This window comes from Caulobacter sp. GW821-FHT12F03, assembly GCF_058806855.1.
In genome coordinates this window covers 489,089-501,553 of sequence record NZ_JBXAQC010000002.1, presented here as the reverse complement: position 1 = coordinate 501,553, position 12,465 = coordinate 489,089, and the positions used below count along the sequence as shown (strand labels likewise).

Below are 12,465 nucleotides of genomic sequence, written 5' to 3'. Positions count from 1 at the left end.
TCAGTCACTCCGCCGCGACGAGGGCGGGAGAGTCCGCCTTCGCCTGCAGGTAGCTGTGGATGGAGTCGGCGGCGTCGCGGCCGTCGCGGATGGCCCAGACGACCAGCGAGGCGCCGCGGGCGATGTCGCCGGCGGCGAACACGCCGTCGAGATTGGCGGCCTGGGTCTTGCGGTCGATCTTCACCGTGCCCCAGCGGCTGACCGACAGGTCGGGCGCGGCCAGGGTCGTGGGCAGGTCTTCGGGATCAAAGCCGAGGGCCTTGATCACCAGCTGGGCCGGCAGGTCGAAGTCGGAGCCCTCGACAGCCTCCGGCGCACGGCGGCCGGAATGGTCGGGCGGGCCCAGCCGCATGCGCACCGCGCGGACACCGGTGACGCCGTCGGCGCCGCCCAGCAGGCTGCGGGGCGCGGCCAGCCATTCGAAGATCACGCCTTCCTCCTCGGCGTTGGAGACCTCGCGCAGGGAGCCCGGCATGTTTTCCTTGTCGCGGCGATAGAGGCAGGTGACCGACTTCGCGCCCTGGCGGATCGCCGTACGGACGCAGTCCATGGCCGTGTCGCCGCCGCCGATGACCACGACGTCCTTGTCGGCCGCGTCGAGCACGCCCGACTCGAAGTCGGCGACCATGTCGCCGAGGCCGTGACGGTTGGAGGCGATCAGGTAGTCGAGCGCGGCGACCACACCCTGGGAGCCGGTCCCCGGCATCTCCAGTTCGCGGGCGGCGTAGACGCCGGTGGCCAGCAGCACGGCGTCATGGCGTTCGCGCAGCTGCGGCAGGGTGGCGTCGCGGCCGACCTCGAAGTTCAGCTTGAACACCACGCCGCCGTCGGCCAGGCGCTGGGTGCGGCGCTCGACCACGTCCTTTTCCAGCTTGAAGCCGGGGATGCCGTAGATCAGCAGGCCGCCGGCCCGGTCGTGCCGGTCGTAGACGGTGACGGCGTAGCCCAGCTCGCGCAGGATTTCCGCCGTCGCCAGGCCCGCGGGGCCGGCGCCGACGATGCCGACCGACTGGCCGAGCTCGGCGCGGGCGACCAGCGGCTTCACCCAGCCCTCTTCCCAGGCCTTGTCGCTCAGGTAGCGCTCGACCGCGCCGATGGTGACGGTGCCGTGGCCCGACTGCTCGATGACGCAGTTTCCCTCGCACAGGCGGTCCTGCGGGCAGATGCGGCCGCAGATCTCGGGCATGGTGTTGGTCGCCTGCGACAGGCGATAGGCCTCTTCCAGCCGCCCGGCCGCCGTCATCCGCAGCCAGTCGGGGATGTTGTTGTGCAGCGGACAGTGGGTCTGGCAGAAGGGGACGCCGCACTGTGAGCAGCGCGAGGCCTGTTCGGCGGCCTTCGCGTCGATAAAGTCGGCATAGATTTCATGGAAGTCGCGGTCGCGCTCTCGCGCATCCCGCTTCTCCGGAGTGCGGCGATCGATGGTCGTGAACTTAAGCATCCGCTCGGCCATGCCGCGCTCCAGCCTTCTAGAAGAAAAACATTGCCCGGCAGGGGTTCTACGGGCTGGCCCGCGCATGAAAAATGCGATTGTCCACTTTTGGGACCACAATCCGACACCGCTCCGCGAAACCGGACGCGGATTCGCTCCCGCACGCGCCGTTATCGTCCCGTTTGTAGACCATAGCCAAAAAGGCCTCTCATGAGCGACCTCCTCGCCGCTGTCATCCTCGGGATCGTCGAAGGGCTGACCGAGTTCATCCCGGTCTCGTCCACCGGCCACCTCCTGCTGGCCAAGCTGGCGCTCGGACTGCAGGGCCAGGCGTGGAACGACTTCATCGTGCTGATCCAGCTGGGCGCGATTCTCGCGGTGGTGGCGTTGTACTTCGGGCGCCTGTGGAAGGTTCTCATCGGCCTGCCGACGAAGCCGGAGGCGCGGCGCTTCACGCTGTCGGTGCTGGTCGCCTTCCTGCCGGCCGTGGTGTTCGGATTCCTGCTCTACGACTTCATCAAGACGGTTCTGTTCGAGAGCCCGCAGGTGATCTGCTGGTCGCTGGTCATCGGCGGCGTGGCGCTGCTGGCCATCGATCGCTGGAGTCCCGCGCCGAAAGAGCACGACGCCATGAAGCTGCCGCTGCTGACCTCGCTGGGCATCGGCCTGGTGCAGTGCCTGGCGATGATCCCCGGCGTGTCGCGGTCGGGCGCGACCATCGTCGGCGGCGTCCTGCTGGGCGTCGACAAGCGGGCGGCGGCCGAGTTCAGCTTCTTCCTCGCCATCCCGACCATGATCGGGGCCTTCGCCAAGGATTTCTGGGAAAGCCGCGAAAGCCTGATGCAGGGCGATCACCTCGGCCTGCTGGCCGTGGGCTTCGTCGTCTCGTTCCTGTCCGGCCTGGTGGTCGTGAAGGTGCTGCTCGACTTCGTGAGCAAGCGCGGCCTCGCACCGTTCGGCTGGTGGCGGATCCTCGTCGGCGCCGCGGGCCTGGCCTGGCTGTACCTGGCCTAGGTCAGAACGCGCCCTCGGGCGCCGCCGCGTACTGGCCGCCCTTACGGTAGCGATAGAGGTAGGTCGGGGCGATCGCCTCGACGCTGCGCGGCGTGACGCCCAGGGCGTCCAGCCCCTCGGCGCCGTCGCTGACGACATTGTCGCTGCGCAGAAGTTCGACCTGGTCGCTGGTCAGCACCGGCGCGATGCCGACGACGGCGGTGACGGCCGCCACCTTGCCGATCAGGCCGGCGACCGGCCAGGGCAGCGGCGCGAGGATGCGGCTCTTGCCGATCTCGCGCAGGACGAACTCCATCAGCTCGCGGAAGGTGAACACGCCTGGGCCGCCCAGTTCAAAGGTGCGGCCGGCGCAGGCCGGATCGCCGATCGCCGTCGCCACGGCCTGGGCGACGTCGCCGACATAGACCGGCTGGAAGCGGGTCGCGCCGCCGCCGGGCAGCGGCAGGGCCGGGCTGACGCCGGCCATGGCGGCGAAGCGGTTGAAGAAATCATCTTCCGGACCGAACACCACCGACGGGCGCAGGATCACGGCCGAGGGGATGGCGGCGCGCACGGCGGCCTCGCCCTCGGCCTTGGTGCGGGCGTACTTCGCCGGCGACGCCGCATCGGCGCCGAGGGCCGACATCTGGACGAACCGCGTGATCCCCCGGGCGGCGGCGGCCTCGGCGATCGCCCTGGCGCCGGCCGCGTGCATCGCCTGGAAGCCCTGGCGGCCGCTCTCGTAGAGCACGCCGACGAGGTTCACGCAGGCCTCGGCCCCGTCGAGCGCGCGGGCCACCGAATCAGGATTGCGCACATTGGCCTGGACCACTTCGATCTGGCCGACGTCGCCCAGCATGCGCAGCCGGTAGCCCCGACCGACGTTGCGGGCGGCGACGCGAACGCGCCAGCCCTGCCTGGCCAGCGACCGGACGACCTGACGGCCGACAAAGCCGGTTCCTCCGAAGACGGTGACGAGCCCACGCATGACGGCGCCTTTTCCCTTGTACGATAGCGCCCCGATAGACGACGCGCGGTTCATGTGCAACGCGCCATTGACCGCATCAAGACGGCGCCCTATGAGGCTCGCCTTCGCGCTGATCCGGGGTTCCGGAAAGGTATGCGAGCCCAGGTGGCGGAATTGGTAGACGCGCTGGCTTCAGGTGCCAGTGGCTTAACGGCCGTGGAGGTTCGAGTCCTCTCCTGGGCACCACCCTTCCCTTTTGACGATGGTCGCAAGGCGCGGATGTCTTCCGCGCGGCGGCGGTTTCGCGTCCGGTCGGCCTAGGCCAGGGCGGCGATCATCGACGCGTTGGCCGACCGCAGCGTCGGCACGATTCGCAGGGCCTCCCCGACCGCGGGGCCCCAGGCGTCCATGACCGCGCGGTTGGCCGCCTCATCCCCGCGCCATTCCGCCTCGCCGTCATCGTTCTTGGCGTGCCGGCTCCGGTGGCGGGCGACGCTCGCCGCGATCTCGTCCGGCGCCAGACCCAGCGACAGGCGCGCGCTGGCGAAGGCCAGGGCGTCCTCCCCCTCCGCGGCGAGCCGGTCATAGTCGAGCCGCGCGGCATGGAGGTCTTCGCCCGGCGCGCGGAACCGGGCCGCGAACAGGCACAGCTGGGCCCAGTGCGCCAGCAGCGCCAGCCGAAGCGCCCGGACCATCGGCTCGCCGGTTTGCGGCAGCAGGCGGACGGCGGCGTCGCGCAGCGCCGGCCGGGACTGCAGCAGGTGGTCGGCCAGACGCAGGGTGTATTCGATCCTCGGCCGTCCGCCGCGCAGCACCGCCACAAGAAACGCCGCCGGATCGCTCGAGAGAACCATCGCCCGGTCGCCGCGCGCCGGCGCCAGCAAGTCGTCCAGCGCGCCGTTGACCCAGTTCGAGGGCTTGATCAGCAGCGCCTCGCCCGGCGCCCGCGCCTTGGCCATCTGGCCGACGACGGCTGACGCCAGCGCCGCGTAGAGCGCCCGGTCGCCGTCGCCGAGGCCTGTCCGCCAGCTGTCGAGGTCGACCAGGGCCTGCGGCTCGCGCAGGCACAGGACCTTGCCGGGAACGCCGCACATGCGGGCCAGCAGGGTCGAGCCGCAGAAGGCCGTGTGGAAGATCCAGCGGACGGGGTCCGCCGCCGCCGGGGCCAGCGCCGCGACTTCCTCGATCGGCGCGACGAAGGCGGTGACGCCGAGGGCCGACCGGCCATCGAGGAAACTGCTGTGGTCCAGCACGCCCCGGCTGGTGGCGACAAACCGCATCAGCCCGGACGCCGGGTCGATCCGGTCGGGAAAATAGTCGGGATCGCGCAGGATATCGGCGAGCGCCGATGATCGCGGGCGGTGGAGGCCGTCATCGCTGAGGAATCCGGCCCGCGAAGGATTTTCACTGATACGCATCGCCCACCCGCCACGTCTGACAATGGCTAACCGGGTCTTCGGTCGGGGCGGCGTTAAACTTCGGTCATCTGAATTAAACTTCGTTCACGATCAGTCGAGACGCCGGTGAATCCTGTCGGCGGTGGAACTTTCTCGACAAAAACACGCCCCGGCGCTGGATTCGGCGGCCCGCTTGGGTATTTGTCGCTATGAAGAGGCGCGGCGACGGCGCGCGCGTCGTACGGGGGCTGGCGATGAATCGCCGGCGACCTGAACAGCCCCCTGTCGGCGACAGAAGCGAAACGTTTTGAGGAGCGGTCGGATTTGGCCAACCACCTGCATGAGGGCGACATTCCGGCGGGCCTGTTCGCGGGCGTGACCTCGGTCGCCATCGATTCGGAAACCATGGGGCTGAGCCTGCAGCGCGATCCGCTGTGCGTGGTGCAGATCTCGGCCGGCGACGGCAACGCCCATGTGGTGCGGCTCAACCGCCCGACCTACGACTGCCCCAACCTCAAGGCCCTGCTGACCGATCCCGCGGTGCTGAAGATCTTTCACTTCGGCCGCTTTGACATCGCCATGTTCGAGCAGCATCTGAAGATCACCACCACCCCTGTCTGGTGCACCAAGATCGCCTCCAAGCTCGCCCGCACCTACACCGACCGCCACGGCCTCAAGGACGTGGTCAAGGAACTGCTGGGCGTCGACCTCAGCAAGGCGCAGCAGAGCTCCGACTGGGGCGCCGCGGTGCTTTCGCCCGAACAGCTGGCCTACGCCGCGTCCGACGTTCTCTATCTGCACGGCGTGATGAACCGCCTGCAGACGATGCTCGACCGTGAAGGCCGCGCCGGGCTGGCCCAGGCCTGTTTCGACTTCCTGCCCCAGCGCGCGCGGCTCGACCTCGCCGGCTGGGAGGACGTCGACATCTTCGCCCACAGCTGAGCCGCCCATGACCGCGACGACGCATCCCGTGACAACGCCGGTCGATCGCGACGCCGCCTTCGCGCGGTGGGAGCGTCGGCTGTCGCTGATCACGGTGCTGCGCCGCGCGCTGCCGGCGATGATGGCGGTGATCGCCCTCGCCCTGGCGACCCTGGTGACGATCAGCGCGGTGAAGGCCCCCCATCCCGTGAAGAATGACGATCCGATCATCCGCATGGTCGGCGCCCGCTTCCAGGGCCGGGTCGAGGACGGCCGCAGCTTCCTGATCGGCGCGCAGCAGGCCGCGCGCGACGAGCGCGAGCCGAACCGCGTCACCCTGATCGAGCCGATCATGGTCGTCGGCGCCGAGACGGCCACGCCGCGCCGCCTGATGGCCCGCAAGGGCGTCTACGACGAGCAGACGCGGATGCTGCGGCTGACCGGCGAGGTGCGCATCGACGACGGCCTGGGCAACAAGGTCGCCTCGAACGACATCACCATCGACACCCGCACGGGCACGGCGGTTGGCCAGAAGGGCATCGAGGGAGACGGCCCCGTGGGGCAGGTTTCAGCCGATTCCTACAGTGTTAAAGACAAGGGCGACCGCATCGAGTTCCGAGGCAGGGTTCGCACGCGCGTCAATCCGGAATAAGACGGGTCATGAACAGGTCGGGAGCGCGCATGCAGAGCGCGGTTAAAAAGTTTCAGTGGGCGGCCATCGCCGCCGCCAGCGTGCTGTTCGGAGCGGGCGGCGCCCTGGCGCAGCTCGATCCGCGCGCGCCGATCGACATCACGGCCGACTCCTCGGAGGTCATCCAGAGCCAGTGCGTGTCGACCTGGAGCGGCGCGGTCGAGGCCCTGCAGGGACGCACGCGCCTGCGGGCCAACAGCGTCCGCATGTACACCGTCAAGAAGAGCGACGGCTGCGGCGCGAGCGATCGCATGGAGGCCGACGGACAGGTCTACTTCGTGACCCCCGAACGCACCGTGCGGGCCGACGGCGCCCTCTACAGCTTCGGCGGCGAGACGATCACCCTGTCGGGCAACGTCATCGTGGTGCAGGGCAAGAGCGTGGTGCGCGGCGACCGGCTGGTCATCAACACCCGCACCGGCCAGGCGCAGATGTCCTCGAACGTCACCGGCCGCAACAAGGCCGGACGCGTGCGCGGCGTCTTCTATCCCAACCAGGGGACCACCAACTAGGTGGCGGCGGACCTCGACCAGAGCGGCGAAGGCCTCGTCGTCGACCGGCTGTTCAAGTCGTTCGGCGACCGGCAGATCGTGCACGGCGTCAGCCTGCGGCTGAAGCGCGGCGAGGTCGCCGGCCTGCTCGGTCCGAACGGCGCGGGCAAGACGACCTGCTTCTACATGATCACCGGCCTGATCCCGGTCGACGCCGGGACCATCACCCTCGACGGCCGCGACATCACCGCCCTGCCGATGTACCAGCGCGCCCGCATGGGCCTCGGCTATCTGCCGCAGGAGGCCTCGATCTTCCGCGGCATGACCGTCGAGGAAAACGTGCTGGCCGTGGTCGAGATGCGCGAGACGGAAACCGGCCGGGCCCGCGCGGCGACCGCCGCCCTGCTCGACGAGCTGCGCATCAGCCATCTGCGCACCGCGCCGGCCGTGTCCCTGTCGGGCGGCGAGCGCCGGCGCGTGGAAATCGCCCGCGCCCTGGCCAGCGAGCCCAGCTTCATGCTGCTGGACGAACCGTTCGCCGGCATCGACCCCCTGGCCATCGCCGACATCCGCGACGTGATCGGCTACCTCAAGGGCCGCGGCATCGGCATCCTGATCACCGACCACAACGTGCGCGAGACGCTCGACATCATCGACCGCGCCTCGATCATCCACGCCGGCGAAGTGCTGTTCGAGGGCGCGCCGCAGGAGATCGTCGACAACCCCGACGTCCGCCGCGTCTACCTGGGCGACCGGTTCAGCTGAGACGGCGCCAGGGTGCGTCCTTCGAGACGCGATCCTGCGGGATCGCTCCTCAGGATGACGGGCAGGGTTTGGGCTGTACCTCAATTCGTCATGGTGAGGGGCGAGGCCCCGGCCGACCCCGGACTGGATCCGGGGCTCGAACCACGCACGACATCGCCGCCTCACGGATCTGATCCTGTGAAGGCAGGGAGGGCGCGGCGCGCTCCGGTCTCAGCCGGATGAGCAGGTGGAGTGGGTCTGAGAAGGCCGAAACCGTCCCGCGCCGCGAAGTCCGTTATCCGATGGCCGCCGGTGGGCAGCGCCTTTAACGCTTAGCCGGCAGAAGCCTCCGGCGGGCGGGCGGCGGCGTGCCGTCCCCGGACCGTGAGCGTAACCCCCGCTCACCTGCCGCTCCTTCGGCCAGGGGCCGTTCCGGTTCTCAGCTCCGCCGGGATGCCGATGGCGGCGGCGGAGGGACCTTCACGACTGACGCCGTCGGAGCTTCCCGCTCGAACTCCACCCCGCCGCCGCCTCGGATCGCCTGGCCTCGGCGCCCTCCCCGTGCAGCGGGATGGGGAAAGGATAGGCGCGGGCCGAGGGGGCGATGGGGAGATTGTTTGGCGCGGTCGGACAGCCGGGACGGAGGTGTGGGATTTCAAGGCGTTAGGCGCGGGGATCTGAAGATGCGCCGCGGACCATCCTCTCCCCGGGGGAGCGGAATGGAGAAAAGGCGCCGGTGTCGCGGGACCCGGGCACTCGTCCCGTCAGCCGCCCCTTCCTCGTTCTCCGACCCGTCGCCGCCGGGCCACCGCTCGCTCCGGGAGAGGGCGGCGGGAGGCGCACGGAAGGGGCGATGGCGGCGCTGTGCAAGAACCGCGCCGCTTAAGGGTCACGTTAACTCTCGCGCGTCCAATCTCCCCTCGGGTTGTTCCAACGGGAGGGGGAAGCGCGTGGCGCTCGGTCCAAGACTTGAGCTTCGACAGGGCCAGGGCCTGGTCATCACGCCGCAACTCCAGCAGGCGATCAAGCTGCTGCAACTGACCAATCTCGAGCTCGAGGCCTATGTCGAGGGCGAGCTGGAGCGCAATCCGCTGCTGGCCCGCGACGACCGCGACAACGAGCCGGAAGCCGAGCCCGTCCGGGCCGAGACGCCCGACTATTCCGCCGACCAGGTGCCCGACGGCGCCGCCCAGGCGGACATGGACGCCGGCCCGACCGATCTTTCTCCCGGCGAACGCGACGCCGGCGACGGCGACACCCGCGAACCCGGCCAGGCCGGCGGCGACATCGACTGGTCCCGCGCCGGCCGCGGCGCGACCTTCGAGGGCGAGGACAGCCTCGAAGGCCGTCTGACGCGCGACAAGACCCTGGGCGAGCACCTGCACGACCAGCTGGCCGTGGCGCGGCTGAGCGAGCCCCAGCGGGTGGTCGCCGCGGTGCTGATCGATGCGGTCGACGAGGGCGGCTACATGCGCGCCGACCTGATCGACATGTCCGACCGGCTTGGCTGCGAGCTGGCGTTCATCGAGGAGGTGCTGGGCGTCCTGCAGGGCTTCGAGCCCGTCGGCGTCATGGCCCGCGACGTGCGCGAATGCCTGGCGATCCAGCTGAAGGACCGCAACCGTTTCGACCCGGCGATGGCCGCGCTGCTCGACAACCTCGATCTGCTGGCCCGGCGCGACATGCCCGGCCTCCGCAAGGCCTGCGGCGTCGATGACGAAGACCTGCGCGAGATGATCGGCGAGCTGAAGGCCCTGACGCCCCGGCCGGGCGCGGCCTTCGGCGGCGAGCCCTCGCAGCCCGTGGTTCCGGACGTGTTCGTCCGGGAGGGCTCGGGCGGGCTGTGGCTGGTCGAGCTGAACACCGACACCCTGCCCAAGGTGCTGATCGACCGCCGCTATCACGCCAAGGTCGCCGGCGGCGCGCGCACCGACCAGGAGAAGACCTTCGTCCAGGACTGCCTGGCCAGCGCCAACTGGCTGGTGAAGAGCCTCGACCAGCGCGCCCGCACCATCCTCAAGGTCTCCAGCGAGATCGTTCGCCAGCAGGACGGCTTCCTCGCCTACGGCGTCGAACACCTGCGGCCGCTGAACCTGAAAACCGTCGCCGACGCCATCGGCATGCACGAGAGCACGGTCAGCCGGGTCACCTCGAACAAGTACATCGCCACGCCGCGCGGGGTGTTCGAGCTGAAGTTCTTCTTCACCTCGTCGATCGCCTCCTCGTCGGGCGGCGAAGCCCACTCGGCCGAATCGGTGCGCCACAAGATCCGCCAGCTGATCGACGCCGAGGGCGCCGAGGGCGACGTTCACTCCGATGACGCCATCGTCGACATTCTCAAGGAAGCCGGCGTCGACATCGCCCGCCGCACGGTCGCGAAATATCGCGAGGCGATGCGGATTCCGTCATCCGTTGAACGCAGACGGATGCTACGCGCGTCCGTCTGATGCGCGGGACCTATCCCCGGCTCGCGCGTTTCGTGCCGGATGCAGAGCCCGTCCATGGATCCCGTTGATCGCCGCAAACCGCTCTCGGCGCTGCTGACCGACATCGCCGACGACCCGGACCCGACCCTGACGGTCGGAGAGATCGTGCATCGGCTGGGCCGGCGATCGTTCGGCGCGCTGCTGTTCATTTTCGCGGCGCCCAACTGGCTGCCGCTGCCGCCGGGATCCTCGACCTTCCTGGCCGCGCCGTTGCTGTTCTTCGGCCCGCAGATCGCGATCGGAATCCACCGGCCCTGGCTGCCGCGCTTCGTGGACGAAAAGCGGCTGGAGCGGGCCAAGCTGGCCGGCGCCCTGCGCAAGCTGGTGCCGACGCTCGAGCGCATCGAGAAGGTCTCGGCGCCCCGGCTGGTGTTCCTGTTCGGCCCGGTCGGCGACCGGGTCATCGGCCTGACCGTCACCCTGCTGGCCCTGGTGCTGCTGCTGCCGATCTGGCTCGGCAACATGGCCCCGGGCGCGGCGATCGCGGTGTTCGGCCTGGCGCTGGTCCAGCGCGACGGCGTCCTGGCGCTGGCCGGCTACGCCATCACGGCCCTGAGCGTGGCCCTGGTGGCGATCGGCTGGAACGTTGCCGTCGCCTTCATCGGCCATGTCGCGCGGGCCGCCGGCATCGCCTGAACGGGGGCCGCTCACAAGAAAGCGATCCGGCCGTCGATTGCTTGACACCTATGTCCGACAGGCGCGTTCTAGACGCATGCAAGTGCACGTATCCGGCAAGCATGTCGACGTCGGGGAAGCCCTGCGCACGCGGGTTTCGGACGACCTCACCACCACCATTGGCAAGTACTTCGATCGCGGCGGCTCGGCCGACGTCGTCGTCACAAAGGAGGGATACGCCTTCCGGGTCGACTGTTCGATCCGGCTGGATTCCGGCCAGATGCTGCAGAGTCACGGCCTCGCCGCCGACGCCCACGCGGCCTTCAGCGACGCGCTGGGCAAGATCGAGACCCGGGTCCGCCGCTACAAGCGGCGGCTCAAGAGTCATTCGATCCAGGCCGAGGCCCGGCGCGACGAAACCGCGGCCTTCTTTGTCCTCAAGGCCCCCGACGACGAGGTCGAGGACTGGGACGGCGTGGACGGCCACGCGCCGCCGACCGGCATGATCATCGCCGAATCCGAGGAAGCGCTGAAGACGATGACCGTTTCGATGGCGGTCATGGAACTGGACTTGACCGAATCTCGCACAATCGTGTTCAGGAACGCTGCCCACGGGGGATTGTCCGTGGTGTATCGACGGCCGGACGGGAACATCGGCTGGATCGACCCTGAACGGACACAGTCACAGAGCGGAAACGGAAAGCGGGTAGTCGCCTGACACGGCGCGGCCAGCCCTTCGGCGACCGGTCTGAATTTCGCGAGTCTAGAAGCGTATGAACATCGGAAACCTGCTGGAGCCGCGCGCCATTGCGCCGCGCGCGGGCGCCAGCGGCAAACGCCAGGTTCTGTCGGCCGTGGCCGACATCGCCGCCCGCAACTTCGGCCTGGACGCGGAGCAGGTGCTCGATGCGCTGCTGGAGCGTGAAGCCGCCGGCTCGACCGGCGTCGGCCACGGCGTGGCCGTGCCGCACGCGCGCCTGCCGGGCCTGACCCGCATGCGCGGCGTGTTCATGCGCCTGGACCAGCCGACTCCGTTCGAATCGGTCGACGGCCAGCCCGTGGATCTGGTGTTCGCACTGCTCGCGCCCGCGGGATCCGACACCGAGCATCTGCGGACGCTCGCGCGGGTGTCGCGCCTGCTGCGCCAGGGCGAGCTGCGCCAGCAGCTGCGCCAGGCCCGGACCAGCGAGGCGATGTACGCCCTGCTGGCCCGTGAGCCGCAGTCGACGGCGGCCTGAGTCGCACACTGAAGGCGGCGTCGTCGCCCGGGTTGCTCCCCGCTGGGGGAGCTGTCAGCCCGGCGGGCTGACCGAGGGGGCCCGGCGTTGGCGCAGCCCCCCTCCGTCTCCGCTTCGCGGAGCCGCCTCCCCCGGAGGGGAGGATCCCGGGCGAGATCTAGTGGACCGAGACGGGCGCCAGTTCGTGCGCGAGGGCGGCGGCGACGGCCGAGTCGCGGTCGCCGAGCACGGCCAGCCGCTCGCCGTCGGCGCGGTGCACGGCATAGAGCGTCTGGTCAGGGCTGAGATCGAAACCGCGACGCGCGGCGATCGGGGTATCGGCGATGATTTCCGCCGCCGTGACAGGCCGGACATAGACGAGGTCGGGCGCGCCGAGGGCGGCAAAGGCTTCCTGGGTAAGCAATTGGGGTGTCATAGGACCACCTCCTTCACAAGATGAACGCGGTGAACGACCGCCGGTTCAGCCGGCCGCGCCACGTTCGGGTTACAG

At 69.6% G+C, this 12,465-nt stretch carries 13 protein-coding genes and 1 tRNA gene; 10 read left to right on the top strand and 4 right to left on the bottom strand.

The window, feature by feature from the left end; genetic code table 11:
- Positions 1-4 precede the first annotated feature (4 nt).
- Positions 5-1,453 carry an NAD(P)-dependent oxidoreductase gene (locus AC1RN0_RS07905; RefSeq protein ID WP_492786881.1) on the bottom strand — a complete coding sequence of 483 codons (1,449 nt, stop codon included), beginning with the start codon at positions 1,451-1,453 and terminating at the stop codon, positions 5-7.
- A gap of 189 nt (positions 1,454-1,642) precedes the next feature.
- Here AC1RN0_RS07905 and AC1RN0_RS07900 point away from each other — a divergent pair, with 189 nt between their 5' ends.
- Entirely contained in the window at positions 1,643-2,446 is an 804-nt protein-coding gene (locus tag AC1RN0_RS07900; RefSeq protein ID WP_492786880.1) for an undecaprenyl-diphosphate phosphatase, read from the top strand.
- A 1-nt stretch (position 2,447) separates the two neighbouring features.
- Here the strand turns inward: AC1RN0_RS07900 and AC1RN0_RS07895 are convergent, their stop codons facing one another.
- Entirely contained in the window at positions 2,448-3,413 is a 966-nt protein-coding gene (locus tag AC1RN0_RS07895; protein ID WP_492786879.1) for a complex I NDUFA9 subunit family protein, read from the bottom strand.
- A 138-nt stretch (positions 3,414-3,551) separates the two neighbouring features.
- On the opposite strand from AC1RN0_RS07895, the gene AC1RN0_RS07890 reads away from it, so the two are divergent.
- Positions 3,552-3,638 (top strand) — tRNA-Leu (locus AC1RN0_RS07890).
- 71 nt (positions 3,639-3,709) lie between these two features.
- Here the strand turns inward: AC1RN0_RS07890 and AC1RN0_RS07885 are convergent.
- Complete coding sequence (locus AC1RN0_RS07885) at positions 3,710-4,810, bottom strand: hypothetical protein (protein ID WP_492786878.1); 1,101 nt, start codon at positions 4,808-4,810, stop codon at positions 3,710-3,712.
- A gap of 303 nt (positions 4,811-5,113) precedes the next feature.
- On the opposite strand from AC1RN0_RS07885, the gene AC1RN0_RS07880 reads away from it, so the two are divergent.
- From AC1RN0_RS07880 to AC1RN0_RS07845, 8 genes are all read left to right on the top strand, one after another.
- Entirely contained in the window at positions 5,114-5,731 is a 618-nt protein-coding gene (locus AC1RN0_RS07880; protein ID WP_492786877.1) for a ribonuclease D, read from the top strand.
- A gap of 7 nt (positions 5,732-5,738) precedes the next feature.
- Positions 5,739-6,362 carry an LPS export ABC transporter periplasmic protein LptC gene (lptC, locus tag AC1RN0_RS07875; protein ID WP_492786876.1) on the top strand — a complete coding sequence of 208 codons (624 nt, stop codon included), beginning with the start codon at positions 5,739-5,741 and terminating at the stop codon, positions 6,360-6,362.
- Between the two features lie 29 nt (positions 6,363-6,391).
- Positions 6,392-6,913 carry an LptA/OstA family protein gene (locus tag AC1RN0_RS07870; RefSeq protein WP_492786875.1) on the top strand — a complete coding sequence of 174 codons (522 nt, stop codon included), beginning with the start codon at positions 6,392-6,394 and terminating at the stop codon, positions 6,911-6,913.
- Positions 6,914-7,657 carry an LPS export ABC transporter ATP-binding protein gene (lptB, locus tag AC1RN0_RS07865; RefSeq protein ID WP_492786874.1) on the top strand — a complete coding sequence of 248 codons (744 nt, stop codon included), beginning with the start codon at positions 6,914-6,916 and terminating at the stop codon, positions 7,655-7,657.
- Positions 7,658-8,586: 929 nt separating this feature from the next.
- Positions 8,587-10,083, top strand: a complete 1,497-nt coding sequence (gene rpoN / locus AC1RN0_RS07860) for an RNA polymerase factor sigma-54 (protein WP_492786873.1) — start codon at positions 8,587-8,589, stop codon at positions 10,081-10,083.
- A gap of 54 nt (positions 10,084-10,137) precedes the next feature.
- On the top strand, positions 10,138-10,758 hold the full coding sequence (locus AC1RN0_RS07855) for an exopolysaccharide biosynthesis protein (RefSeq protein WP_492786872.1): 621 nt from the start codon (positions 10,138-10,140) through the stop codon (positions 10,756-10,758).
- Positions 10,759-10,834: 76 nt separating this feature from the next.
- The gene (gene hpf, locus AC1RN0_RS07850; RefSeq protein ID WP_492787011.1) at positions 10,835-11,455 is read left to right on the top strand and encodes a ribosome hibernation-promoting factor, HPF/YfiA family; all 621 of its coding nucleotides are present in this window, start codon (positions 10,835-10,837) and stop codon (positions 11,453-11,455) included.
- Between the two features lie 55 nt (positions 11,456-11,510).
- Positions 11,511-11,975 (top strand): PTS sugar transporter subunit IIA, encoded by a 465-nt coding sequence (locus AC1RN0_RS07845; protein WP_492786871.1) that lies wholly within the window; start codon positions 11,511-11,513, stop codon positions 11,973-11,975.
- Positions 11,976-12,132: 157 nt separating this feature from the next.
- Here the strand turns inward: AC1RN0_RS07845 and AC1RN0_RS07840 are convergent, their stop codons facing one another.
- Positions 12,133-12,390 carry a DUF1150 family protein gene (locus tag AC1RN0_RS07840; protein ID WP_492786870.1) on the bottom strand — a complete coding sequence of 86 codons (258 nt, stop codon included), beginning with the start codon at positions 12,388-12,390 and terminating at the stop codon, positions 12,133-12,135.
- Between the last annotated feature and the right edge of the window lie 75 nt (positions 12,391-12,465).